The sequence below is a fragment of the Pseudonocardia sp. DR1-2 genome, from assembly GCF_023717215.1.
In the GTDB taxonomy this organism is placed as follows: Bacteria; Actinomycetota; Actinomycetes; order Mycobacteriales; family Pseudonocardiaceae; genus Pseudonocardia; species Pseudonocardia alni.
In genome coordinates this window covers 443,577-467,431 of record NZ_JAMQOF010000002.1, presented here as the reverse complement: position 1 = coordinate 467,431, position 23,855 = coordinate 443,577, and the positions used below count along the sequence as shown (strand labels likewise).

Below are 23,855 nucleotides of genomic sequence, written 5' to 3'. Positions count from 1 at the left end.
CGTGTCCGTGCGGCGCGTACGGGATAGCGACGCGGCAGGTCCCGCAGCGTGGGCGGACCACCCCGGGGCTGCGGCGTCCGCAGGTCACCGCTCACGAGACCGAGCCCGACGCGCTGCCGGAGGCTGCCACGGCCTCCGTCGCTGTTCCACGTGAAACATCGCCGCCGCCCCGCCGCTGACCCGATCACATGCCGTACCGAGACCGCGGGAGAGTGCCGCGGACCCCAGCCGCACACGAACCACGCAACCCCGGGGCGGACGCCCCGTCCCGCTCACCGACCGAGCCCGGCACTCCGTACGACCCTTGCCCGGGACCCACCACGAGCCGGACCACGCATGACCACCATCGATGCGTCGAGTTCAGACATACGTACGACTGATCAGGCGGGTTCCGGGCGGTGCACACCTCGGCGACCACAAAGTAGCCGGGAAAAGCGACCAATCGGGCACGTCCGGCGGCTCAGCGGTCCCACACGACTCCTGAGACCCACGCCCGCCTCCCCATCAACCCAGCACCCGTCGGACGTCCCAGAGGCCGTCTCAGGGCGCCCTCAGAAGCCGTCCAGCGCCCCACACCACGCAGCCACCCCGGTGCCCGGGCAGACCGACGGCCGCCGTCCACGGGGACGACGGCCGTCGGGGAAGGGGAGTGGTGTCCGGTCAGTCGCGCTCGCTGATCCCCATCAGCCCGGTGATCCGGTCGAGGTCCTCCACCGATCCGAACTCGACGACGATGCGGCCCTTGCGCTGACCCATCTCGACCTTCACCCGGGTGTCGAACATGTCGGCCAGCCGGTCGGCGCGCTCGACGAACTCCGGGCGCTGATCGCCGCGACGGCGGACCCGGCGTTCCTGCGGAGGTCCCGCGTGCCGCGCCAGCACGACGGCCTCCTCGGTCGCGCGGACGGACATGCCCTCCGCGACGATGCGGGTGGCGAGATCCTCCTGCTGCCCGGCGTCCTCGAGACCGAGCAGGGCGCGCGCGTGCCCGGCCGACAGCACGCCGGCGGCGACCCGGCGCTGCACCGACACCGGCAGCTTCAGCAGCCGGATCATGTTGGTGACGACGGGCCGGCTGCGGCCGAGCCGGTCGGCGAGCTCGGAGTGCGTGACGCCGAACTCGGCGAGCAGCTGCTCGTAGGCGGCCGCCTCCTCGAGGGGGTTGAGCTGGACGCGGTGGATGTTCTCCAGGAGCGCGTCGCGGAGCATCACGTCGTCGGCGGTGTGCCGGACGATCGCGGGCAGCGTCTCCAGCCCGGCGCGCTGGGCCGCGCGCCACCGGCGCTCGCCCATGATCAGCTCGTAGTCGACACCGGCCCGGCGGACCACGATCGGCTGCAGCAGCCCGAACTCGCGGATCGAGTGCTCCAGCTCGGCGAGCTGGTCGTCGTCGAACTGGGTCCGCGGCTGCTTGGGGTTGGGCACGATCCGCCGCAGCGGGATCTCGCGGTACTCCGCGCCGCCGTCGACGACCGGGGTCTCGGGGTCGTGGTCGTCGCGCCGGACGGCCGGAGCCGGGCGGTGCAGGGGTGCGCCGGGTCCGTTGTTCCCGGGCCGGTCACCGGACTCCGACGGGCCGGTGGGGATGAGCGCGGCGAGACCGCGCCCCAGTCCACCCTTGCGCTCGGCCATCTCAGCGACCGTCCGGGCGGTAGGCGCCGCTCGCCCCGTGCTCGGCGATCTCCCGGGCCGCGTCGATGTAGCTCATCGCGCCGCGGGAGCCGGGGTCGTAGGCGAGCACGGTCTGGCTGTAGCCGGGGGCCTCGGAGACCTTCACGCTGCGCGGGATGACCGTGCGCAGCGCCGTCGGGCCGAAGTGCTGGCGGACCTCGGAGGTGACCTGATCGGCGAGCTTGGTGCGGCCGTCGTACATGGTCAGCAGGATGGTCGACACGTGCAGCGAGGTGTTCAGGTGCGACCGGACGAGGTCGATGTTGGACAGCAGCTGCCCGAGCCCCTCCAGCGCGTAGTACTCGCACTGGATCGGGATGAGCACCTCGGACGCCGCGACGAGCGCGTTGACCGTCAGCAGCCCCAGCGACGGCGGGCAGTCGATGAGCACGTAGTCGACGTCGAGCCGGGACAGCGTCTCGTCGTTCAGCGCCTGGGCCAGCCGGGACTCCCGGGCGACCATGCTGACGAGCTCGATCTCGGCGCCGGCCAGGTCGATCGTGGCGGGCAGGCAGAGCAGGTTCGGCGACGCGGTGCTGACCGCGACGGCCTCCTCGAGGGGGATCTCGCCGAGCATCACCTCGTACACCGACGGTGTGCCGGTGCGGTGCTCGACGCCGAGTGCGGTGGACGCGTTGCCCTGCGGGTCGAGGTCGATCACCAGCACCCGGATGCCGTGCAGGGCCAGGCCCGCGGCGAGGTTGACCGTGCTGGTCGTCTTCCCGACCCCGCCCTTCTGGTTCGCGACGCCCATGATGCGGCGCGCGGCCGGGCGGGGCATGCCGTGCCGGTCGGGGTGCAGGACGCGTGCGGCCCGCTCGGCCTCGTCCGCGATGGGGGTCCATCCGGCACTCATGCGCGACCCTCGCTTCCTGGACGGTTCGTGCCCGGTCGGTGTTTCACGTGAAACGGCGCTCCGGCACCCATCATCGCCGTTCCTTCCTCCGGTTGCGGCGGGGCGCGCCGGTCCGCGGGATCTCGACCACCGTGGTCAGCGGATCGACCACACCGGCTCCGGTCTCGTGGATCCGGGGCTCGCCCCCTCCGAGCGCACGGACCGCCGCGGCGTCGCGGGCGATCTCGTCCGGGGCGGAGGCGCCCTTCAGCACCAGCATCGCACCCCCCTGCCGCAGCAGGGGCAGGCAGATGCCCGCGAGCCGGGCCAGCGGTCCGACAGCCCGGGCGGTGACGACGTCGGCCCCCTCCCATCGTCGCAGAACGGGCTTCTCCTCGGCACGCCCCCGTTCGACGACGATGTCCAGGCCGAGGTCGCCCAGCACCTCGTCGAGCCACTCCACCCGGCGGGCCAGCGGCTCGATCAGCACGATCCGCAGGTCCGGCCGGGCCAGGGCGAGCGGGATCCCGGGGAGCCCGGCGCCGGAGCCGACGTCGGCGACCCGGGCGTCGGCGGGCACGACCTCGCCGAGGACCGCGCAGTTCAGCACGTGCCGGTCCCACAGCCGGTCCCGCTCGCGCGGGCCGATCAGCCCGCGCTCGATCCCGGAGGTCGCGAGGTGCTCGACGTAGCGGACGGCCAGCCCGGTCCGGTCGCCGAAGACCTTCTCCGCGACCTCCGGGGTCGGGATGGGGGAGGTGGTCACTTCTTGTGGACCACGACCTGGCGACGCGGCTCCTCGCCCTCGCTCTCGGAGACGACGCCCTTCACGGTGGCGACGGCGTCGTGCACGACCTTGCGCTCGAACGGCGTCATCGGGCGCAGCCGCGCGGACTCGCCGCTGGCCTTGACCTCCTGGGCGGTCTCCAGGCCGAGCTCGGTGAGCTCGTCGCGGCGGTGCCGCCGCCACCCCGCGATGTCGAGCATCAGCCGGCTGCGGCTGCCCAGCTGCTGCTGGACGGCCAGGCGGGCCAGCTCCTGCAGGCTCTCCAGCACCGAGCCCTTGTCGCCGACGAGCTTCTGCAGGTCGGCGTCGTCCTCGGCGCCCTCGATGCTGACGATGGCGCGGCCGCCCTCGACGTCGAGGTCGATGTCGCCGTCGTAGTCCAGGATGTCCAGCAGGCGCTCCAGGTAGTCACCTGCGACGTCGCCCTCCTGGATCAGCAGGCTCTCGCCGGACGGCTTGTCCTGCACGTCCGGACCCTCGGCGGGCTCCTTGGCGGTGGTGGGCACGCGCAACTCCTCTCGTCAACGGTTCGCGGTCCGTCGCGCCCGGGCCCGCGCGGCGGTGGGGTCCGCCGGGGCCGGCGGGGGCGCCGGGGTCTGTCGGGGTGGTGCGGTGGGACGGTCAGCGACGCTTGCCGCGCCGGGCCTTCGCCCCCGGACGCTTCTGCACCGGCTTCGCCCCGGGCTTCTTCTGGCCGTTGCCGTTACCGGAACCGTTGCCGTTCCCGTTGCGGGCCGTGCCGTTGCGCTGCCCGTCGGGGGTCGCGCCGGTGCCGGCGGAGGCACCGTCGGACCCGGTGGCACGGGCCTCGGACGCCGCCTCGGCAGCCTCCTCCTCGGCCGGCTGGATCGGCTCGTCGGCGATCTCACGGACGTCCTCGGCGGAGCCGCGACGGACGTCGCGGAGCGGCTTCTGGCCGGGGCGCGGGGCGCGGGCCTTGGCGGACTCGGTGGCCTTCTCGGCCTTGTCCGACTCCTCGGCGTCGATCTTGCGGTAGACGACGTACTGCTGGCCGAGGGTCCACAGGTTGTTGGCGACCCAGTAGAAGAGGACCGCGAGCGGCAGGAACGGCGCACCGACGACGACACCGATCGGGAACACGTAGAGCATCAGCTTCTGCATGATCTCGGCCTGCGGGTTCGCCGCGACGGTGCCGGCGGCGATCTGCGCCTGCTGGCGGGCGACCGAGTGGCGCGCGGTGATGTGTGTGAAGATGCCGGCCGCGATCATCAGCGGGATCATCACGATCCACTGCGAGACCAGGTTGCCGCCGAGCGCCTCGACCGAGGCGGTGTTCTGCAGCGGGAAGATCGCCGAGCCCAGCTTCGCGCCGAACAGGCTCGAGTCGACGAACGAGGCGTTCTCGGCCGCGTTGAAGACGTAGTTCTCGGTCTTGCCCGGCTTGAACTCGCGCAGCACGTGGAACAGACCGATGAACACCGGGATCTGCACCAGGATCGGCAGGCAGCCCATGAGCGGGTTGGCGCCGTTCTGCTGCTGGAGCTTCTGCATCTCCGTGGCGAGCTTCTGGCGGTCGTTGGCGTACTTCTTCCGGAGCTTCTGCATCTCCGGGGCCATCTCCTGCATCTTGCGCATGGAGCGGACCTGCACGACGAACGGCTTGTAGAGGATGACGCGCAGCGTGAAGACGAGGAAGACGACCGACAGCGCCCAGGCGAACCCGTTGTCGTCGCCCAGGACGAAGCCGAAGACCTTGTGCCAGACCCACATGATCCAGCTGACGGGGTAGTAGATGAAGTCCAGCACTGCTGCGTTGCTCCTCGTGGTCTCGGGCGGGGCCCGCGGGTCAGCGGTCCGTACCGCGTGAGAGGCCTTCGGTCCGGGGCGGGTCGGTGGACGTCTGCTCCGGCCCGGGGTCGGGTTCGGTGCCGCTGCGCGGGACCCCGTCGCTGCGCCGCCGGCGCGGCGGCACCGGATCCCACCCGCCAGGGTGCCACGGGGCACACTTCAGCAACCGCCACACGGTGAGGCCGAGACCGCGCACGAAGCCGTGCTCACGGAACGCCTCGACCGAGTACGCGCTGCAGCTCGGGTGGAACCGGCAGCTCGGCATCAGGTTCGGGGAGATCCACACCTGGTACCAGCGCACCGCGGCCATCGCGGCCCGCGCGCCGACACCGGGCCGTGCGCGGGGGAGCTCTCCGTCGTCCATCGGAGCCTCCTCACCCGTCGGGGCCGCGTCGTGTGCCGTGCTCATCGCGGGCCGTCCGCGGCCGGGCGCGGACGGCGCGGCCGCTGCGCCGCGCGCAGTGCGGAGTCGAGGTCGGCCGCCAGCTCGGCGGACGAGGCGTCACCGGCGGGCGGCAACGCACGGACGACGAGTGCCGCGCCGGCGGGCAGCGCCGTCAGCCGGTCCGCGACCAGGTGGCGCAGCCGCCGGGAGACCCGGTGCCGGACCACGGCGTTGCCGACGGCCTTGCTCACGACGAAACCCGCCCTCGGCGAGGCGTGCTCGGGCACACCGCCGGGGCGGGTCAGGTCGAGATGCACCACCAGCCTCGACCGGCCGGCACGTCGTCCGCGCCTGATCGTCGAGGCGAACTCGGGCCGGCGGGTGAGCCGGGCGTGTGCCGGCAGCACGGCGCGGGCCGGTGGGGGCGCCGGCCGTCAGGCCGAGAGGTTGCCGCGCCCCTTGCGACGGCGCGCGGCGAGGATCGCGCGGCCGGCGCGGGTGCGCATGCGCAGCCGGAAGCCGTGCGTCTTGGCCCGGCGGCGGTTGTTCGGCTGGAAAGTACGCTTGCTCACGGTCGGCTCCTGGTCGGCGGTTCGCAGGCGTCCTGCGACGCCGAGATGTCTACGGTCACTGGCTCGGGTTCGCGGGCCACCGGCCACACGACGCTCCACAACAGCAGATGCGGGGAGCCGCGTTCGACGGGCGCGACACGCCCATCCGACCAGGTGTCCGGTCGTCAAGGGTACGCAGCGCGTTTCGAGGGGGTCAAACCGCCCCCACCGGGCGCCGCGACCCCGCCGGACGGCCGCCACGACGGCTGCTGCTAGCGTCGCCGACCCCGCCCGGGACCGGCGCGGGAGTAACGACCGCCCGCACCCCGACCGAGACCTCCACACGACCGACGGCCGGCGCCCCGATGCGCACCGGCCGGAGCCTGCTGCGTACCTTTACGCACAAGTGTGGACAACTCTGGGGATACATCGCCCCCGAGGCCGAGTCCTCGTGTCCGGACGGCTCATCGCCAGTGCTCCGGGGGGAGCAGACCGCCGACGGCGGTCGATCGGGAGGGGGAAACGCGGATGACCGACCAGCCGGGCGATCTCGGCGCGGTCTGGAACCGGGTCATCGCCGATCTCTCCGGCGCGTCGGCCGAGTCCGGCACACCCGCCCTCTCCCCGCAGCAGCGTGCGTTCCTGCGCCTGACCCGTCCCCTCGGCCTGCTCGACGGCACCGCACTGCTCGCCGCGCCGAGCGAGTTCGCGAAGGACGCCATCGAGCGGATCCTGCGCAGGCCGATCAGCGACGCCCTCGGCCGCCACCTCGGTGTGGCGGTCAACCTCGCCGTCGTCGTCGACGCCTCCGCGGCGTCCGGCGGCACCGAGGTCCCCGACCCGCCCGGGTTCGGCATGCACCGCGGCGTCACCGCGGGGGACAGCGTCCGCGACACCGGCACCGGTGACCGGGCCGGCGCCGACCCGGCCGCGTCGGCCGACGGGGACCACGGCGCCCGTCCCGCACACGACCGCCCCGCGCGCGAGCACGCCCCGACCGACGGCACCGGCCCGGACACCGGGCCGCAGGCGGGCGTCGACGGCGGGTTCGGCAACGGCTTCGCCGGCGAGGTCCGCCGCGACGACGGCGGCCCCTCCGGCACCGACCGCGGCTGGTCGGCCGAGCCGGCGCCATCGTCGTCCGGGGGGTGGGCGCCGCAGCCCACCGGGCGCCCGGAGCCGGGCTCGCGCGAGGGCCAGACCTCGTGGCCGGCCTACACCGCGCCGCAGGCGGGCGACCCGGTCGCGCCGCGGTCGCAGACCCGGCTCAACGAGCGCTACACCTTCGACACCTTCGTCATCGGTGCCTCGAACCGGTTCAGCCACGCCGCCGCCGTCGCGGTGGCCGAGGCGCCGGCGCGGGCGTACAACCCGCTGTTCATCTGGGGCGAGTCCGGGCTGGGCAAGACCCACCTGCTGCACGCCGTCGGGCACTACGCCCAGCGGCTGTTCCCCGGGATGCGGGTCCGGTACGTCAGTACCGAGGAGTTCACGAACGACTTCATCAACTCCCTGCGCGACGACCGCAAGGTCGCCTTCCAGCGCCGCTACCGGGACGTCGACGTGCTGCTGGTCGACGACATCCAGTTCCTGGAGGGCAAGGAGGGGACGCAGGAGGAGTTCTTCCACACCTTCAACACCCTCCACAACGCCAACAAGCAGATCGTCGTCTCCTCCGACCGGCCGCCCAAGCGCCTCGAGACGCTCGAGGACCGGATGCGCACGCGGTTCGAGTGGGGCCTCATCACCGACATCCAGCCGCCCGAGCTGGAGACGCGGATCGCGATCCTGCGGAAGAAGGCCGCGCAGGACCGGCTCGCCGTCCCCGGTGAGGTCCTGGAGTTCATCGCGGAGCGGATCGAGCGCAACATCCGCGAGCTCGAGGGCGCGCTGATCCGGGTCACGGCGTTCGCGTCGCTGAACCGGCAGGCCGTCGACACCCAGCTCGCCGAGATCGTGCTGCGCGACCTGATCCCGGACTCCGCGGCCTCGGAGATCACCGCGCCGACGATCATGGCGGTCACCGCCGAGTTCTTCGGCCTCACGCTCGACGAGCTGTCCGGGCCCGGCAAGACGAAGGCGCTCGCCCAGGCCCGCCAGATCGCCATGTACCTGTGCCGCGAGCTGACCGACCTGTCGCTGCCGCGCATCGGGCAGACCTTCGGCGGCCGGGACCACACGACCGTCATGCACGCCGACAAGAAGATCCGCAACGAGATCTCGCTCCGGCGGAAGACCTTCGAACAGGTGCAGGAGCTGACCGCGCGGATCAAGCTGCGCGCCCGGCACTGACCTTCTCCGGTGGCCCGCCCGAGGCGGGTTGTCCACCGGTCGCACCGCTTCTCCACAGCCCGGCCGGCCCCACCGTGACCAGGCAGGACGCGTTCCCGGCGGTCACCGCGCGCACCGGGACCGATCCGGTGCAACCCACAGGGGCCACGGCCCCCAGATCGCCGCTGCGGCGCGTTGCGGGCCGTCCCCGGGTGATCGGCACCCCCGCCGCCGCGGACGGCCGGGACACCGGGACCGTCCGGCGTGGTACCGATCGGGTCCGGCGTGGCAACACCCGCGTGTCGGTCCCACCACTCCCGTTCGTCGTCCGGTAGTGGGCGCTCGGCGCTTCACCACTCGTCCCGGTGATCGCTTGCGCTCACCCGCCGGTCACGCTCCGTCGACATTCCTGTGACGGGTGGGACGTCTGTGGGTTCATCGTGCAACGCGGGAGTGCCGAACGGTCTGTGCCCGCCATCACCCTGGGTCCACGATCCACCACGTTTCCACCCACATCTGGGGACAACTCTGTGGATGGATCGTCGCAGCCCCGTGGACGGATCGCCCGGGATCCGTGGACAACTCTGTGGTGAACCCGGGATGAACCGGGGACGGATGGGGGTCGACGCCGTCGGTCCACCGCTCCACGGACCTGTCAACGGGTGCCCCCACCGCCGCATCCCCAGCCGACGCGGCCTGCTGACCAGCGGGGATGCGCTCCATCCACACTGTGCACAGGACTTAGTACTACGACGGTTTGTCTCTCTCTATCTCTTCTTCCTAAGAACACCTGTGTGGACCGACCCCCGGACGGGGGTCACGGACGGGGACACCGAACGGGCACCGGGGTGGCGTGGAAACTGTCGGGGCGAGGCTCTACCGTGAGCGTCCCGGCGAACCCCGGCTTCCGATCCCGTTCCGGCCACTCCGCTCCGCAGCCCCCTCCGGGCCACGGCGCCGGCCGGACCCGGAGGACGAACCGGTCCGCCGCCGCACCGCCGTCCCGTCGACGACCCGGCCCCGCGCCGTGGTCCGAGCCGGGCGCTACCGGGGAAGGTCTCCAGATGAAGTTCCGGGTCGAACGCGACGTCCTCGCGGACGCGGCCGCCTGGGTGGCGCGCAGCCTCCCGGCTCGTCCGCCGGTGCCCGTGCTCGGCGGGGTCCTCATCCAGTCCGACGGCGAGTCCGGCGAGAAGCTGACCGTCTCCGGCTTCGACTACGAGACCTCGGCGCGCGTCGAGCTCGACGCGACGGTCGGGGAGCCGGGCCGCACGCTCGTCTCCGGTCGGCTGCTGGCCGACATCACCCGCGCGCTCCCGTCCAAGCCGGTCGACCTGACCGTCGACGGCTCCCGCGCCACGATCAACTGCGGCAACTCCCGGTTCAGCCTCCCGACGATGCCGGTCGAGGACTACCCGCAGCTGCCCGACATGCCGCAGCGCGCCGGGTCGGTCGCCGCCGACGCGCTCGCCGCCGCCGTCGCCCAGGTCGCCGTCGCGTCCGGGCGGGACGACACGCTGCCGATGCTGACCGGTATCCGGCTCGAGATCGAGGGCTCGCAGCTGACGCTCGCGGCCACCGACCGGTTCCGGCTCGCCGTCCGCGAGCTCGAGTGGTCCCCGGAGGACGCCTCGATCTCGACCGCGGTGCTGATCCCGGCCAAGACCCTGGCCGAGGTCGCCAAGACCCTCGCCGGGTCCGGCACCGTGGAGATCGCGCTGTCGGCCGGGGACGGGATGCTCGGGCTCACCGGTGGCGGCCGCCGCTCCACCAGCCGGCTGCTCGACGCCGAGTTCCCCCGCTTCCGCCAGCTCATCCCGGCCGAGCACACCACCGCGGTCGAGCTCGACGTGGCGCTGCTGGTCGAGGCGATCAAGCGTGTCTCGCTCGTCGCGGACCGGGTCGCCCAGATCCGGATGGAGTTCGGCGAGGACGGGCTGCGCCTGGCCGCCGGCGGCGACGACGTCGGGTCCGCCGAGGAGGAGCTGCCCTGCGCGCTCGACGGCAGCCCGCTGACGATCGCGTTCAACCCGGGCTACCTGCTCGACGCCCTCGGCGCGCTGCACACCGACCGCGCCCAGCTGACGTTCACCACGCCGAACCGGCCCGCGCTGGTCCGCCCGGTGCCCAAGCCCGCCACCGACGACGCCGGCGAGGCGCCGTCGCCGGAGAAGTCCGGCTACCTGCACCTGCTGATGCCGGTGCGGCTGCCCGGCTGACCCCCCGCCGGGCGGTCGTCCCGGCGAGGGGGAAGACTCGTCCGCGGTGTGATCGACGAGGGCCACCGGTGCCCTGCGGGCATGCCGGCGGCACGGACGCGAAGGGGGCCACTGCCGTGCAGATCGGCATGATCGGACTCGGCCGCATGGGCGGCAACATGCGGGAGCGGCTGCGGGCCGCCGGGCACGAGGTGGTCGGCTACGACCCCCGCCCGGAGGTCAGCGACGTGGCCTCGCTCGCGGAGCTCGCGGGTGCGCTGGCCGCGCCGCGCGTCGTGTGGGTCATGGTGCCCTCCGGCGAGCCGACCCGGAACACCGTCGCCACGCTGGCGACGACGCTGGAGCCCGGTGACCTGGTCATCGACGGCGGCAACTCCCGCTACACCGACGACCAGCCCAACGCCGCGCTGCTCGACGCGCACGGCATCGGCTACGTCGACTGCGGCGTCTCCGGCGGGATCTGGGGCAAGGACAACGGCTACGGCCTGATGGCGGGCGGCGAGCCCGAGCACATCGAGCGCGCCATGCCGATCTTCGACGCGCTGCGCCCCGAGGGCATGCGCGAGGAGGGGTTCGCGCACGCCGGGCCGGTGGGTGCGGGCCACTTCGCGAAGATGGTCCACAACGGCATCGAGTACGGCCTCATGCAGGCCTACGCCGAGGGCTTCGAGCTGATGGAGGCCAGCGAGCTGATCACCGACGTGCCCGGGGTGATCCAGGCCTGGTCGCGCGGCACCGTGGTCCGTTCCTGGCTGCTCGACCTGCTGGTCGACGCGCTCAAGGAGGACCCCCGTCTCGACCAGCTCGAGGGCTGGGTGGACGACTCCGGCGAGGGCCGCTGGACGATCGAGGAGGCCATCGCGCACGCGGTGCCGCTGCCGGTCATCTCCGCGGCGCTGTTCGCCCGGTTCTCCTCCCGGCAGGCCGAGTCGCCCGCGATGAAGGCCGTCGCCGCGCTGCGCCAGCAGTTCGGTGGGCACGCGGTGAAGAAGTCCGGGCCGGCCGGTGCCCCGGGCGACAAGGCGGGACCGTCGTCCGGCGGCGGTTCGACGCAGCAGTGACCCGGCACCGAGCCGGACGGGAAGGGTGACCAGGCGGTGTACCTCAGGCGGTTCTCGGTCACCGACTTCCGGTCCTGGCCGGAGGCCGAGCTGGAGCTCGACCCCGGCGTGACCGTGCTGGTCGGGTCCAACGGCGTCGGCAAGACCAACCTGGTCGAGGGGATCGGCTACCTCGCCACCCTCGGCTCACACCGGGTCTCCGCCGACGCGCCGCTGATCCGGCGCGGGGCCGAGCAGGCCGTCGTCCGCGGCGAGGTGCACCACCACGGCCGGAAGCTCGGCGTCGAGCTGGAGATCAACAACGGGAGGCAGAACCGGGCGCGGGTCAACCGCTCACCGGTCTCGCGGCCGCGCGACATCCTGGGGATCCTGCGCAGCGTGCTGTTCGCGCCGGAGGACCTGGCCCTGGTGCGGGGCGACCCGTCGGAGCGCCGGCGTTTCCTCGACGAGCTGCTCGTCGCGCGGTTCCCGCGCTACGCCGGCGTCCGCGCCGACTACGACAAGGTCCTGCGCCAGCGCTCGGCCCTGCTGAAGTCCGCGAAGCCGGCACTGCGCGGAGCCCGTGGCCGGTCCCGGGCGCCGGTGGCCGCGGACCCGGAGCTGCCCGACGACCTGGCGACGCTGGAGGTCTGGGACGGGCATCTCGCCCGTACCGGCGCGGCGCTGCTGGCCGGGCGGCGCGAGCTCGTCGTCGCGCTGGCGCCCTACGCCCGCGAGGCGTTCGCGGCGATCGCGCCGTCGTCGGACCCGATCGGCCTGGACTACCGGTCCAGCCTCGGGACGGCGGGGGTCGCGGAGCTGCCGTCGTCGACCGGGGACCTGGAGTCGCTGCTGCTCGACCGGCTGGCCGAGGTGCGGTCCCAGGAGGTCGAACGCGGGGTCTGCCTGGTCGGCCCGCACCGCGACGAGCTGGACCTCGCCCTCGGCGAGGGACCGGCGAAGGGCTACGCCAGCCACGGCGAGTCCTGGGCGTTCGCGCTGGCGCTGCGGCTGGCGTCCTACCGCCTGCTGCACGCCGACGACGTCGAGCCGGTCCTCGTGCTGGACGACGTCTTCGCCGAGCTGGACTCGGCCCGCCGCCGCGCGCTGGCCGGCCTGGTGGCCGACGCGGAGCAGGTCCTGGTGACCGCCGCGGTGGCCGAGGACGTGCCCGCGGAGCTCGACGGGGTCCGGTTCGCCGTCGGCGACCGGAAGGTGAGCCGCGACGGCGAGGTGCCCGCGTGATCGCCCCGGCAGGTCTCGAACGTGTCACGGCATTCTGGGGACAAGGCTGTGGATACTGTGGATAACTCAGGAGCATCGGGGGACGGACGCCGTTCCGGAACTGGAAACCGGAGGACAGGACGCCGGGGACCGGGCACGGACGGCGCCGCGCCTGGGGACGGACGCGACACCGGTCCCGGTCACGACGCGGTCACGGGCGGGGACGTCCCGGGCGGCGGTGTCCCGGGGGAGCAGGGTGACCTGCTCGCCGGCGACCGCGCGAACCTGCGCGGGGCCGACCTCGCGCGCGAGGCGCTGCGCGCGGCCCGCGAGGCGTCGGCCCGCAAGGCCGAGGAGCGGGCGCAGGCCGACCGGCCCAAGCTGCGCGTGGTTTCCGGGCGGGGGCGTCGTCGTCGCTGGTCGGGGGCGGGGCCCGACGACCGGGACCCGCAGCCGTTCGGACGTCTGGTGTCGCGGGTGTCGGTGGACCGCGGCTGGTCGAACCGGCTGACCGACGCGACCGTCCTCGGCCGGTGGCCGCAGCTGGTCGGGTCGGACGTCGCCGACCACTGCACACCGGTCTCGCTGCGCGACGGCGAGCTGACCCTGCAGGCCGAGTCCACGGCGTGGGCCACCCAGCTGCGGACCCTGCAGCGTCAGCTGCTGACCCGGCTCGCCGCCGCGGTCGGGCCGGACGTCGTGCGCCGGATCCGGGTCGTCGGGCCGAGCGGGCCGAGCTGGCGGCACGGTCCGCGGCACGTCCGCGGCCGCGGCCCCCGCGACACCTACGGCTGACCCGCGTCCTGCCTCCTGCTCCGCCCGGGTACCGCCCCGGTGTGCTCCCAGGGGAACCCTCGTAGCGCTCTAAGCCACGAAAGTTCCCCTGGGGGCACCGGGCGGGGGGGGGCGGGTGCCGCCGAAGGGGTGGTGGGCGCCGGGGTGCACGTTGTGGGCGCGTCACGTCGCCCCCGGGGGCCGTGGAGGGCCGGATCGGGTGAGGAGCCGCACCCCACCGGCCCGGTGCCTCTCGTCGGCGGTGAGCGCGGGATGACACGGCCGCCGGTCCGCTCGACCCCGCAGGGGCACGTCCGATCCCGCACCGGACGCCGTTCGCCCGTCTGTGGCGCTTCTGGGTGGGTCCTTCCCGTCTTTCCGTCGGTCCCGACGGGTAGGATCGACAGGTGTTTCCCGGGTGGCTCCCCAAGACATGACCAGAGCGCCCGGTCGGTGGAACCGTTCCGTCGTCGTCGCACCCGTGGTGCGCGCGTCGCGCGGGCGGTTCACGTGGCGAGGAGAAGCAGCTACCCGTGGCTTCCGACAAGGCAGCGAACAACGCCTACGGCGCGTCGTCCATCACGGTCCTCAAGGGCCTGGAGGCGGTCCGCAAGCGGCCCGGCATGTACATCGGCTCGACCGGTGAGCGGGGCCTGCACCACCTGATCTGGGAGGTGGTGGACAACTCGGTCGACGAGGCGATGGCCGGTCACGCCACGAAGGTCGTCGTGACCCTGCAGGCCGACGGCGGCATCCGCGTCGAGGACGACGGCCGCGGCATCCCCGTCGAGATGCACCCGGTGGAGAAGAAGCCGACCCTCGAGGTCGTCCTCACCAGCCTGCACGCCGGCGGCAAGTTCGACGACAAGTCCTACGCCGTGTCCGGTGGTCTGCACGGTGTCGGCGTCTCGGTCGTGAACGCGCTGTCCACCGCGCTCGACGTCGAGGTCCGCCGCGACGGCCAGATCTGGCGCCAGCACTACGAGTACGCCGTGCCCGGCGAGCTCGTCGAGGCCGGCACCACGAAGAAGGCCGACACCGGCACCACGATCACCTACTGGGCCGACCCGAAGATCTTCGAGACGACCAGCTACACGCTGGAGACGATCCGTCGCCGGCTGCAGGAGCAGACGTTCCTGAACAAGGGCCTCACCATGGTCCTGCGCGACGAGCGGCGGCCGGAGAAGCCGGCGGGTGTCCCGTCGTCGGACGCGGTGGACTCCGACGGCAACCCGATCGAGGCGCCCGTCCCGGAGGTCGACGCGGACGCCGAGCCCGACGCCGAGGGCTACGTGGCCAAGCCCAAGGAGTACGTCTTCCACTACCCGAACGGGCTGGAGGACTTCGTCGCGCACCTGAACAAGTCGAAGGACCCGATCCACCGCAAGATCGTCAGCTACACCGGCGAGGGCCCCGGCCACCAGGTCGAGGTCGCGATGCAGTGGAACTCGGGCTACTCCGAGTCGGTCTACACCTTCGCGAACACGATCAACACGCACGAGGGCGGCACCCACGAGGAGGGCTTCCGCCACGCGCTGACCGCGACGGTCAACAAGTACGCGCGCGACAAGAAGCTCATCAAGGAGAAGGACCCGGCGCTGTCCGGCGACGACATCCGCGAGGGCCTCGCCGCGATCGTCTCGGTCAAGGTCTCGGAGCCGCAGTTCGAGGGCCAGACCAAGACCAAGCTCGGCAACACCGAGGTCAAGTCGTTCGTCCAGCGCGTGTCGAACGAGTGGCTCGCCGACTGGTTCGAGCGCAACCCCACCGAGGCGAAGACGATCGTCACCAAGGCGGTCTCCTCGGCCCAGGCCCGTCTGGCCGCGCGCCGTGCCCGCGAGCTCGTGCGCCGCAAGAGCGCCGGCGACATCGGCGGCCTGCCCGGCAAGCTGTCGGACTGCCGCTCGCGCGACCCGGAGAGCTGCGAGCTCTACATCGTCGAGGGTGACTCCGCGGGCGGCTCGGCGAAGGCCGGCCGCGACTCGATGCACCAGGCGATCCTGCCCATCCGCGGCAAGATCATCAACGTCGAGAAGGCCCGGATCGACCGCGTCCTCAAGAACACCGAGGTCCAGTCGATCATCACCGCGATGGGCACCGGCATCCACGACGACTTCGACCTGGCCAAGCTGCGGTACCACAAGCTGGTGCTGATGGCCGACGCCGACGTCGACGGCCAGCACATCCGGACGCTCCTGCTCACGCTGCTGTTCCGCTTCATGCGCCCGCTGATCGAGAACGGGCACGTGTTCCTGGCGCAGCCGCCGCTGTACAAGCTCAAGTGGTCCGGTCGCGGGGCCGAGCCGGAGTACGCCTACTCCGACCGCGAGCGCGACGGCCTGATCGAGGCCGGCCGGGCTGCGGGCAAGAAGCTCCCCAAGGACCAGGGCGTGCAGCGCTACAAGGGTCTCGGCGAGATGGACGCCAAGGAGCTGTGGGAGACCACGATGGACCCGACGAACCGGCTGCTGCTGCAGGTGAGCCTGGACGACGCCGCCACCGCCGACGAGCTGTTCTCGGTGCTGATGGGTGAGGACGTCGAGTCCCGCCGGTCCTTCATCACCCGCAACGCCAAGGACGTGCGCTTCCTGGACGTCTGATCCACACATCTGATCCAGACGCACGTATGAACACGCACGAGGAGACTTCGTGACGGACACGATCGACCCCGCCGCCCCCGCGGCAGGCGGCGGAGAGGGTGGGGGCCGGGTCGAACCGGTCGACATCCAGCAGGAGATGCAGCGCTCGTACATCGACTACGCGATGAGCGTGATCGTCGGGCGGGCGCTGCCGCTGGTGGAGGACGGTCTCAAGCCGGTCCACCGCCGCGTCCTCTACTCGATGGGGGAGAACGGCTTCCGGCCCGACCGCGCCCCGGTCAAGTGCGCCCGCGTCGTCGGCGACGTCATGGGCAACTACCACCCGCACGGCGACTCGGCGATCTACGACGCCCTCGTGCGGCTGGCTCAGCCCTGGTCGATGCGCTACCCGTTGATCCAGGGGCAGGGCAACTTCGGCTCGCGCGGCAACGACCCGGCCGCGGCCATGCGGTACACCGAGTGCCGGCTCTCGCCGCTGGCGATGGCGATGCTCCAGGACATCGACGAGGAGACCGTCGACTTCCTGGACAACTACGACGGCAAGACCCAGGAACCGGTCGTCCTGCCGTCGCGGGTGCCGAACCTGCTCATCAACGGCAGCTCCGGCATCGCGGTCGGCATGGCGACGAACATCCCGCCGCACAACCTGCGCGAGGTCGGCGCCGGCGTCGCCTGGTGCCTGGAGAACCCCGACGCCACCGACGACGAGCTGCTCGAAGCGCTCATGGAGCGCATCAAGGGGCCGGACTTCCCGACCCACGGCCTCATCGTCGGGCGCGACGGCATCGAGTCCGCCTACCGGACCGGGCGCGGCTCGATCCGGATGCGGGCCGTCGTCGAGGTCGAGGAGGACGCCAAGGGTCGCACCACCCTGGTGGTCACCGAGCTGCCCTACATGGTCAACCCGGACAACCTGATCGAGTCGATCGCGGGCATGGTCCGCGACGGCAAGATCGCCGGGATCTCCGAGATCGTCGACGAGTCCTCGGACCGCATCGGCATGCGGATCGTCGTCACACTCAAGCGCGACGCGGTCGCCAAGGTCGTGCTGAACAACCTCTACAAGCACACGCAGCTGCAGCACAGCTTCGGCGCGAACATGCTGTCGATCGTCGACGGCGTCCCGCGCACGCTGCGCCTCGACCAGATCGTGCGGCACTACGTGCGGCACCAGATCGAGGTCATCGTCCGGCGGACCCGCTACCGGCTCCGCAAGGCCGAGGAGCGGGCCCACATCCTGCGTGGTCTGGTCAAGGCGCTGGACGCGCTCGACGAGGTCATCGCCCTGATCCGGGCGTCGGCCACGGTCGACGTCGCCCGGGCCGGCCTGATCGACCTGCTCGACGTCGACGACATCCAGGCCCAGGCGATCCTGGACATGCAGCTGCGTCGCCTCGCCGCGCTGGAGCGCCAGAAGATCATCGACGAGCTCGCCGAGATCGAGCGCGAGATCGCGGACTACCAGGACATCCTGGCCCGTCCGGAGCGCCAGCGGGAGATCGTCCGCGACGAGCTCGCCGAGCTGGTCGAGGCCCACGGCGACGACCGTCGCACCCGGATCGTCGGCTACGACGGCGACGTCACCGACGAGGACCTGATCGCGGTCGAGGACGTCGTCGTCACGATCACCCGCACCGGCTACGCCAAGCGCACGAAGACCGACCTGTACCGCGCCCAGAAGCGCGGCGGGAAGGGCGTGCAGGGGGCGCAGCTGAAGCAGGACGACATCGTCAACCACTTCTTCGTGTGCTCCACGCACGACTGGATGCTGTTCTTCACCAACCGCGGGCGGGTCTACCGGCTCAAGGCCTACGAGCTGCCCGAGGCCAACCGCACCGCGCGCGGCCAGCACCTGGCGAACCTCCTGGCCCTGCAGCCGGAGGAGGAGATCGCCCAGGTCATGCAGATCAAGGACTACTCGGCGCGGCCGTACCTGGTCCTGGCTACCCGCAACGGCCTGGTGAAGAAGTCGCGCCTGACCGACTTCGACTCCAACCGGGCCGGCGGCCTCATCGGCATCAACCTGCGCGACGACGACGAGCTGGTCGGCGCCGTCCTCTGTTCGGGTGATGACGATCTGCTCCTCGTGTCCGCCGAGGGCCAGTCCATCCGGTTCACCGCGTCCGACGACGCGCTGCGCCCGATGGGCCGCGCCACCTCCGGTGTGCTGGGGATGCGGTTCAACGAGGGCGACAAGCTGCTGGCCCTCGGCGTGATCCGCTCCGACACCTACCTGCTCGTGGCCACCACCGGTGGCTACGCGAAGCGCACCCCGATCGAGGACTACCCCGTTCAGGGCCGTGGCGGGAAGGGAGTGTTGACCCTCCAGTACGACCGTCGGCGTGGCACGCTGGTCGGTGCGCTCATCGTCGGTATCGACGACGAGCTGTACGCGATCACCTCCACCGGCGGGGTCATCCGGACCTCCGCCCGCGAGGTGCGGAAGGCCGGCCGGCAGACGAAGGGAGTCCGCCTGATGAACCTGGGCGAGAGCTCCACGCTGCTGGCCGTCGCCCGCAACGCGGAGGAGACCGAGGAGGACCCGGGCCAGCAGGCGTAGTGCACGTCGGGTGGCCGGCCCCGCGGGGCCGGCCACCCGGCACACGCCGTGGGACCGGGGCAGTACCGAGCGACGACCAGCGAGGAGAGCTCCCACTCGTGAGCACCGACGACCGCACCCCGTCGCAGGACGAGGCCCGCACCGTCGCCACCGACGCCGACCACGACCCGTCGACGACGGCGGCCCCGGCCGACCACGTCCCCGGCCCGCGCGACGACGCCGAGCCCGCGGCCGACCCGGCCGCGGCCTCGCCGCCCCCGTGGCGCCGGGTGCCCGACACCCACGACGACCGCGACGGCGGCTCGGTCGCGGACTCGCTGCTGAGCGAGGCCCCGACCGCGTTCATGACCGCCCCCGGCGCCGGTGCGGCCGGCGCGACGACCGCCGTCCGCGACCCGGAGCAGCGCGAGAACGGCACGGCCCCGGCGGACACGCCGCGCGCGTCGGTCCGCAACCGGCCCCCGCGCCAGGCGCTGCTGCAGCTCAAGCGGCTCGACCCGTGGTCGGTGCTGAAGATGGCCCTGGCGCTGGCCGTCGTGCTGTGGCTGGTGTGGATGGTCGCCGCGGGCGTCCTCTACGGCGTGCTCGGCGGCATGGGCGTCTGGGACCGGCTCAACGGCACCTACGCCGACCTGGTCACCTCGCAGCAGGAGACCGGGGGCTCACTGATCAGCGTCGGACGGGTCTTCGGGCTCGCCGCTGTCGTCGGCGCGGTGAACAGCCTGCTGTTCGCGGTGGCCATCACCGTGGTCGCGTTCGTCTACAACGTGGCCGCCGACCTGGTCGGCGGCATCGAGGTCACGCTCTCCGAGCGGGACTGACCGGAGCGTCGTCACGCACCCCGCACGGGGCCGGGCGGAGGGGGACCCCCTCGTAACCCGCCCGACCCCGTGCGGTAGTGTTTCTCCTGTTGCACGGGCCTATAGCTCAGTTGGTTAGAGCGCATCGCTGATAACGATGAGGTCGCTGGTTCAAATCCAGCTAGGCCCACACCTTCCCCCTCCGACAGTCACTCGCGAGGAGACCTGCGATGAAGAAGCTGTTCGTGCTGGCCGTCGCCGCCGGTGCTGCGTACTTCGGCTGGTCCCGCTTCCGCGGCGTCGGGTCCGACGACCTGTGGCACGAGGCCACCACCCGCTGACCCCGCCTCCCGGGGTACCGTGATCGGGACCCACCAGGGGACATAGCTCAATTGGCAGAGCACCGCCTTTGCAAGGCGGGGGTTAGGGGTTCGATTCCCCTTGTCTCCACCAGCTGATACGCACTTCTCGCCGGTGTCCGTGGTCGGGGCGACCCACCGGACGGCCCGACCACCACTGTGACGCAGTCGTGGCGGTGTCCCGGTGGGCGACCATCCACCACCTGCGGTTCTCCCGGGTGCCCAGCTGTTCCACGTGGAACACGCCGCTCCGGCGCAGGCCGCCCCGGTGCCGGTGGCTGCGGGCCGTGGCGCGGACGGGCCGACCGACTCCGCGAGCCGACCGACCCACCTGTCGTCCGGCCTGCTCAGCCGTCCTCGCGCAGCGGGCCGCCGGCACCCGTCTGCTCCCGCTCGCGCTGCGCGCGGCGCTCCAGCTCCTCGTCGTCCGGCGGGTGCGGAGCCTTGGCGTGCTCACGGTGGTCGGGCGTCGCGCCCTCCTCCGGGTCGATGACCTCGTCCAGGCCCCGTCGGCGTTCGTGGTTGCTCATGTCCTGTGTCGTGCCCGTTCGCGGCCGATCCATGCGCGCTCCGGCACCCCGGCAGCGAGCCGAGCACCCGGGACGGTGCTGACGAGTGGGAGGCCGAGGTCGGTCGCCGCGTCGAGCAGTGGTGGCGGCCCGCCGCCGGGGCCCGACCCCCCGTGCTCACCGGGCGTCGCGGTGCAGGACGACCGTGTCCTCGGGCGCGGCGGTGTCCCCACCGTCGAACGAGACCCCGGTGAGCTCCTGCGAGACGCGCCAGATGCGCTCGGCGTCGTCGGTGCTGCGCAGGGGCCGGTAGAGGCTCAGCTCGGTGGGCGCACCACCCAGACCCCCGAACCCGTCGGGCCCGTAGAACCGCCCACCGTGTGCGTCCGGTGAGGTCGCGGCGTACAGCGCGGGCAGCCCGGCGCTCTGCGCGGTCCCGACGAGGATGCCGCGGGCCGAGAGCGCGCCGATCACCCGTCGTCCCCGCGCGGGCTGCTCGCGACCGACCTCGGCACGCGCGGCGAGCAGGCTGGTCGGGGCGATCCCGGGGTGGGACACGTTGCTGCTGATGCCCCAGCGCCCGGCGCGGCTGCGGCGGTCGAGCTCGAGGGCGAACAGCCCGAACGCGATCTTCGACCGGGCGTAGGCGGCCATGCCGTTGCCGTAGCCGACCTGCGCCTGGAGGTCGTCCCAGGCGATCCGGCCGCGGCGGGCGGCGACGCTGAGCTGGGAGGTCACCCGTGCCCGGCCGGCGCGCAGCAGCGGGAGCAGGTGCGCGACGAGGGCCACGTGACCGAGGTGGTTGGTGCCGAACTGCAGCTCGAAGCCGTCGACGGTCGTCGCCCGCCGGGGCGGGGTCATGACGCCGGCGTTGTTGACCAGGATGTGGATCGGGCGGCCCTCGCCCCGCAGCATGACGCCGAGCGCGGCGACGGAGCCCAGCGACGACAGGTCGAGCTCGCGCAGGGACACGGTCGCGCCGGGGGCGCGGGTGCAGATCGCGTCGACCGCCGCCTCGCCCTTGCGCCGGTTGCGGACGGGCAGCACGATCTCGGCTCCTGCGGCGGCGAGCCGGGTGGCGATACCGAGCCCGATGCCGTCGCTGGCGCCGGTGACGACGGCGAGCCGGCCGGTGAGGTCGCCGATGGTGATGTCGCGGGTGCGGGACATGCTGTCTCCCTGGTGGGTGCGGTGCTCGAGGTCGGGCGGTGGTCAGGCGGCGGTGGCGACGCGGGGGCCGAGCGCGCGGCGGGCGGCGACGAGGGTGCCCGCGGCGAGCGCGGCGAAGGCCGGTACGGCGGCGACGCCGAGCGCGGCCAGGACGGCGGGCCGGTCCGCGAGGTAGGCCACGGCGCGCAGGGTGAGGTTGAGCGCGTGGAGCACGACGCCGGCCAGCGTGCTGACGGTGTAGACGCGCATCAGCCGGGGGTGCCCACGCCAGTCCTCGGGGCCGCCGACCAGCCGGTTGAACAGGGTCCCGGTCACCGGGCGGCGGACGAGGACCGAGCCGAGGAACAGCACGCCGAGTGCGGCCGGGATCAGGGTGGGGAGCAGGAAGAACGCCCGGGCCTCGCCGGAGAACGCGGCGGCGGCGGCGCACACGCCGGCCACCGCCAGACCGACGACGGCGGCCCGCAGCGACTCCCGGCGGGCCAGGCGCACCCCGAACGTCACCGGCGCGGCGACGGCGAGCGCGATGAACGCCCAGCTCAGCCCGCCCGCCGCGTCGGCCGCCACGAAGGCGACGGCGGGCGCGGCGGCGAGGAGGATCCCGACGGCGCCGCCGGAGCGGTCCAGGCTGGTCCGCATCGCCGCGGAGAGCGTGGCGGCACCCGCGGCCCGGGCCGGCTCGCCGGTGCGGTGCTCCTCCGGGCGGCCCGGTGGCACGGTGGTGGTCGGGTCGAGCGGGAAGAGTTCGTTCGGCACGCTGGGCTCCTCGGGTCGGTGGCCGTGTGCCGACCACGTTCGTCCCACCGCCGGCCCGCAACCACGGCCTCCCGATCCACCCCTGGGCCGTGCGGCCCCGACCGGGTGGGGCGGATCGACGGTCCGTGGCTCCGCGCCGTGTGTCCCGGTAGGAACGGACGGAGGCGACCGAGAGGCGGTACGGATGATCGACCGGGCGGGTCTGGCCCAGTTCCTGCGGCGGCGCCGTGAGGTACTGCAACCGGAGGACGTGGGGCTGCCGCGGGGGCAGCGCCGTCGTACCAGCGGGCTGCGCCGCGAGGAGGCCGCGGCGCTGTGCCACATGTCGACCGACTACTACGCGCGCCTCGAACGGGAGCGTGGCCCGCGGCCGTCGGAGCAGATGATCGCCGCGATCGCCCAGGGGCTGCACCTCTCGCTCGACGAGCGCGACCACCTGTTCCGCCTCGCCGGGCAGCATCCGCCCGCCCGGGGCGCGACCAGCGACCACATCGGTCCCGGCCTGCTGCGCATCCTCGACCGCCTCGTCGACACACCCGCCGAGATCGTCACCGAGCTCGGCGAGACGCTGCGCCAGACCTCACTGGGGGTCGCGTTGACCGGCGACACCACCGGGTTCACCGGCCCGTCGCGGAGCATCGGCTACCGCTGGTTCACCGACCCCGGCGCCCGTCTGCTCCACCCGCAGGAGGATCACGCGTTCCTGTCGCGCCGCTACGTCTCGAGCCTGCGGGCGGTCGCGGCCCGGCGCGGGCCGGGGTCCCGCGCGGCCCACCTCGCCGATCTCCTGTACCCGGAGAACGAGGAGTTCCGCGCGCTGTGGGACTCCCACGAGGTCGGCGTCCGGACCGACGACGTCAAACGCCTCCTCCACCCCGAGGTCGGCCCACTGGAGCTGCACTGCCAGACGCTGCTCGACCCCGACCAGTCCCACCTGCTGCTGGTCTACACCGCCGTCCCGGGCAGCGAGACCCACGAGAAGCTGCAGCTGCTCTCGGTCATCGGGGCACCGTCCGCCGCCTGGTACCGGCACGGCGAGCCGGTCGGCCCGCGGCCGGACGAGACCTGACCCGGGCAGGAGGGCCGGTCAGCGCGGACCGGCGCCGACCCCGCGGACCAGGCCGGACAGCAGCACCTTCGACAGTCCCTTCGCCAGCAGCGTCTCACCCGCCGGCAGCCGCTTGTCGGCCTCGACCGCGTAGGTGATCTCGGTACCGGTGCCGACCGGGCGCAGCGTGACCTCGCCGCGGTAGTTCTTCAGCGGCACACCGGCCAGCGCGCGGTACCCGAGGCGTCGCCCCGGCTCGAACGCGGTGACCTCCTCGACGATCGGACCGGGCGAGCCGATGCCGACCTTGCGGACGGTGCCGACACCGTTGGGCTCCGGCGTCCCGGCCCGCGTCACGGCCACCTTCAGGCCCGGCGCCCACGCCGACATGCCCTCGTGGTCGGACAGCACCGACCACACCGTCTCGGGCGTCGCGGACACGGTGCGGACGGACGTCGCTCTGATCATGTGCGGAACTTACTGACGG

The 23,855-nt window shown here is 72.8% G+C and carries 22 protein-coding genes and 2 tRNA genes; 12 read left to right on the top strand and 12 right to left on the bottom strand.

The window, feature by feature from the left end:
• Positions 1 to 660: 660 nt before the first annotated feature.
• The 8 genes from ND486_RS07025 to rpmH all read right to left on the bottom strand — a co-directional run bounded on the left by ND486_RS07025 (position 661) and on the right by rpmH (position 6,059).
• Positions 661 to 1,632: a ParB/RepB/Spo0J family partition protein gene (locus ND486_RS07025; RefSeq protein WP_208820465.1), complete on the bottom strand. Its 972-nt coding sequence runs from the start codon at positions 1,630 to 1,632 to the stop codon at positions 661 to 663.
• 1 nt (position 1,633) lies between these two features.
• Positions 1,634 to 2,527, bottom strand: coding sequence for a ParA family protein (locus ND486_RS07020; RefSeq protein ID WP_060713924.1), 894 nt, complete (start codon positions 2,525 to 2,527; stop codon positions 1,634 to 1,636).
• Between the two features lie 70 nt (positions 2,528 to 2,597).
• Positions 2,598 to 3,272, bottom strand: a complete 675-nt coding sequence (rsmG, locus tag ND486_RS07015; protein ID WP_062399027.1) for a 16S rRNA (guanine(527)-N(7))-methyltransferase RsmG — start codon at positions 3,270 to 3,272, stop codon at positions 2,598 to 2,600.
• A complete protein-coding gene (locus ND486_RS07010; protein ID WP_145983423.1) occupies positions 3,269 to 3,760 on the bottom strand; it encodes a R3H domain-containing nucleic acid-binding protein in 492 nt (163 codons plus the stop codon). The genes rsmG and ND486_RS07010 overlap by 4 nt, the downstream gene beginning before the upstream one ends.
• A gap of 154 nt (positions 3,761 to 3,914) precedes the next feature.
• Positions 3,915 to 5,060, bottom strand: coding sequence for a membrane protein insertase YidC (yidC, locus tag ND486_RS07005; RefSeq protein ID WP_208820463.1), 1,146 nt, complete (start codon positions 5,058 to 5,060; stop codon positions 3,915 to 3,917).
• Positions 5,061 to 5,100: 40 nt separating this feature from the next.
• Complete coding sequence (gene yidD, locus ND486_RS07000; RefSeq protein ID WP_308215819.1) at positions 5,101 to 5,466, bottom strand: membrane protein insertion efficiency factor YidD; 366 nt, start codon at positions 5,464 to 5,466, stop codon at positions 5,101 to 5,103.
• 41 nt (positions 5,467 to 5,507) lie between these two features.
• The gene (gene rnpA / locus ND486_RS06995) at positions 5,508 to 5,894 is read right to left on the bottom strand and encodes a ribonuclease P protein component (RefSeq protein WP_208820459.1); all 387 of its coding nucleotides are present in this window, start codon (positions 5,892 to 5,894) and stop codon (positions 5,508 to 5,510) included.
• A gap of 27 nt (positions 5,895 to 5,921) precedes the next feature.
• A complete protein-coding gene (gene rpmH, locus ND486_RS06990; RefSeq protein ID WP_020622600.1) occupies positions 5,922 to 6,059 on the bottom strand; it encodes a 50S ribosomal protein L34 in 138 nt (45 codons plus the stop codon).
• Positions 6,060 to 6,566: 507 nt separating this feature from the next.
• On the opposite strand from rpmH, the gene dnaA reads away from it, so the two are divergent.
• From dnaA to ND486_RS06935, 11 genes are all read left to right on the top strand, one after another.
• A complete protein-coding gene (gene dnaA / locus ND486_RS06985; protein WP_251783311.1) occupies positions 6,567 to 8,330 on the top strand; it encodes a chromosomal replication initiator protein DnaA in 1,764 nt (587 codons plus the stop codon).
• 1,043 nt (positions 8,331 to 9,373) lie between these two features.
• Complete coding sequence (gene dnaN, locus ND486_RS06980; RefSeq protein ID WP_020628488.1) at positions 9,374 to 10,528, top strand: DNA polymerase III subunit beta; 1,155 nt, start codon at positions 9,374 to 9,376, stop codon at positions 10,526 to 10,528.
• Between the two features lie 116 nt (positions 10,529 to 10,644).
• A complete protein-coding gene (gene gnd / locus ND486_RS06975) occupies positions 10,645 to 11,589 on the top strand; it encodes a phosphogluconate dehydrogenase (NAD(+)-dependent, decarboxylating) (protein ID WP_308215818.1) in 945 nt (314 codons plus the stop codon).
• Positions 11,590 to 11,625: 36 nt separating this feature from the next.
• Positions 11,626 to 12,813: a DNA replication/repair protein RecF gene (gene recF, locus ND486_RS06970; protein WP_251783309.1), complete on the top strand. Its 1,188-nt coding sequence runs from the start codon at positions 11,626 to 11,628 to the stop codon at positions 12,811 to 12,813.
• A gap of 57 nt (positions 12,814 to 12,870) precedes the next feature.
• On the top strand, positions 12,871 to 13,587 hold the full coding sequence (locus ND486_RS06965) for a DciA family protein (protein WP_308215825.1): 717 nt from the start codon (positions 12,871 to 12,873) through the stop codon (positions 13,585 to 13,587).
• A 512-nt stretch (positions 13,588 to 14,099) separates the two neighbouring features.
• A complete protein-coding gene (gene gyrB, locus ND486_RS06960) occupies positions 14,100 to 16,166 on the top strand; it encodes a DNA topoisomerase (ATP-hydrolyzing) subunit B (RefSeq protein WP_251783308.1) in 2,067 nt (688 codons plus the stop codon).
• Positions 16,167 to 16,215: 49 nt separating this feature from the next.
• On the top strand, positions 16,216 to 18,726 hold the full coding sequence (gene gyrA / locus ND486_RS06955) for a DNA gyrase subunit A (protein WP_208820449.1): 2,511 nt from the start codon (positions 16,216 to 16,218) through the stop codon (positions 18,724 to 18,726).
• A gap of 98 nt (positions 18,727 to 18,824) precedes the next feature.
• On the top strand, positions 18,825 to 19,547 hold the full coding sequence (locus ND486_RS29620; RefSeq protein WP_224401041.1) for a DUF3566 domain-containing protein: 723 nt from the start codon (positions 18,825 to 18,827) through the stop codon (positions 19,545 to 19,547).
• Positions 19,548 to 19,642: 95 nt separating this feature from the next.
• A tRNA-Ile gene (locus ND486_RS06945) sits at positions 19,643 to 19,716 on the top strand.
• A 40-nt stretch (positions 19,717 to 19,756) separates the two neighbouring features.
• Positions 19,757 to 19,867: a DLW-39 family protein gene (locus ND486_RS06940; RefSeq protein WP_208820446.1), complete on the top strand. Its 111-nt coding sequence runs from the start codon at positions 19,757 to 19,759 to the stop codon at positions 19,865 to 19,867.
• Positions 19,868 to 19,903: 36 nt separating this feature from the next.
• Positions 19,904 to 19,979: transfer RNA gene (locus tag ND486_RS06935), tRNA-Ala, on the top strand.
• Positions 19,980 to 20,232: 253 nt separating this feature from the next.
• Here the strand turns inward: ND486_RS06935 and ND486_RS06930 are convergent.
• From ND486_RS06930 to ND486_RS06920, 3 genes are all read right to left on the bottom strand, one after another.
• Positions 20,233 to 20,415: a hypothetical protein gene (locus ND486_RS06930; RefSeq protein ID WP_062399053.1), complete on the bottom strand. Its 183-nt coding sequence runs from the start codon at positions 20,413 to 20,415 to the stop codon at positions 20,233 to 20,235.
• A 156-nt stretch (positions 20,416 to 20,571) separates the two neighbouring features.
• Positions 20,572 to 21,564 carry an SDR family oxidoreductase gene (locus ND486_RS06925; protein WP_251783307.1) on the bottom strand — a complete coding sequence of 331 codons (993 nt, stop codon included), beginning with the start codon at positions 21,562 to 21,564 and terminating at the stop codon, positions 20,572 to 20,574.
• Positions 21,565 to 21,606: 42 nt separating this feature from the next.
• Complete coding sequence (locus ND486_RS06920) at positions 21,607 to 22,320, bottom strand: DUF3159 domain-containing protein (RefSeq protein ID WP_251783306.1); 714 nt, start codon at positions 22,318 to 22,320, stop codon at positions 21,607 to 21,609.
• Between the two features lie 184 nt (positions 22,321 to 22,504).
• Between ND486_RS06920 and ND486_RS06915 the strand changes: the two genes are divergently transcribed.
• Entirely contained in the window at positions 22,505 to 23,389 is an 885-nt protein-coding gene (locus tag ND486_RS06915) for a helix-turn-helix transcriptional regulator (RefSeq protein ID WP_251783305.1), read from the top strand.
• 18 nt (positions 23,390 to 23,407) lie between these two features.
• Here ND486_RS06915 and ND486_RS06910 read toward each other — a convergent pair whose 3' ends face one another.
• The gene (locus tag ND486_RS06910) at positions 23,408 to 23,836 is read right to left on the bottom strand and encodes an SRPBCC family protein (RefSeq protein ID WP_100879109.1); all 429 of its coding nucleotides are present in this window, start codon (positions 23,834 to 23,836) and stop codon (positions 23,408 to 23,410) included.
• Between the last annotated feature and the right edge of the window lie 19 nt (positions 23,837 to 23,855).

Coding starts and splice junctions, on each gene's coding strand:
- ND486_RS06915 (WP_251783305.1), top strand. CDS start 22,505: ATGATCGACCGGGCGGGTCTGGCCCAGTTCCTGCGGCGGCGCCGTGAG.
- dnaA (WP_251783311.1), top strand. CDS start 6,567: ATGACCGACCAGCCGGGCGATCTCGGCGCGGTCTGGAACCGGGTCATC.
- ND486_RS07020 (WP_060713924.1), bottom strand. CDS start 2,527: ATGAGTGCCGGATGGACCCCCATCGCGGACGAGGCCGAGCGGGCCGCA.
- ND486_RS06940 (WP_208820446.1), top strand. CDS start 19,757: ATGAAGAAGCTGTTCGTGCTGGCCGTCGCCGCCGGTGCTGCGTACTTC.
- yidD (WP_308215819.1), bottom strand. CDS start 5,466: ATGGACGACGGAGAGCTCCCCCGCGCACGGCCCGGTGTCGGCGCGCGG.
- ND486_RS06925 (WP_251783307.1), bottom strand. CDS start 21,564: ATGTCCCGCACCCGCGACATCACCATCGGCGACCTCACCGGCCGGCTC.
- dnaN (WP_020628488.1), top strand. CDS start 9,374: ATGAAGTTCCGGGTCGAACGCGACGTCCTCGCGGACGCGGCCGCCTGG.
- ND486_RS07025 (WP_208820465.1), bottom strand. CDS start 1,632: ATGGCCGAGCGCAAGGGTGGACTGGGGCGCGGTCTCGCCGCGCTCATC.
- ND486_RS06930 (WP_062399053.1), bottom strand. CDS start 20,415: ATGAGCAACCACGAACGCCGACGGGGCCTGGACGAGGTCATCGACCCG.
- ND486_RS06910 (WP_100879109.1), bottom strand. CDS start 23,836: ATGATCAGAGCGACGTCCGTCCGCACCGTGTCCGCGACGCCCGAGACG.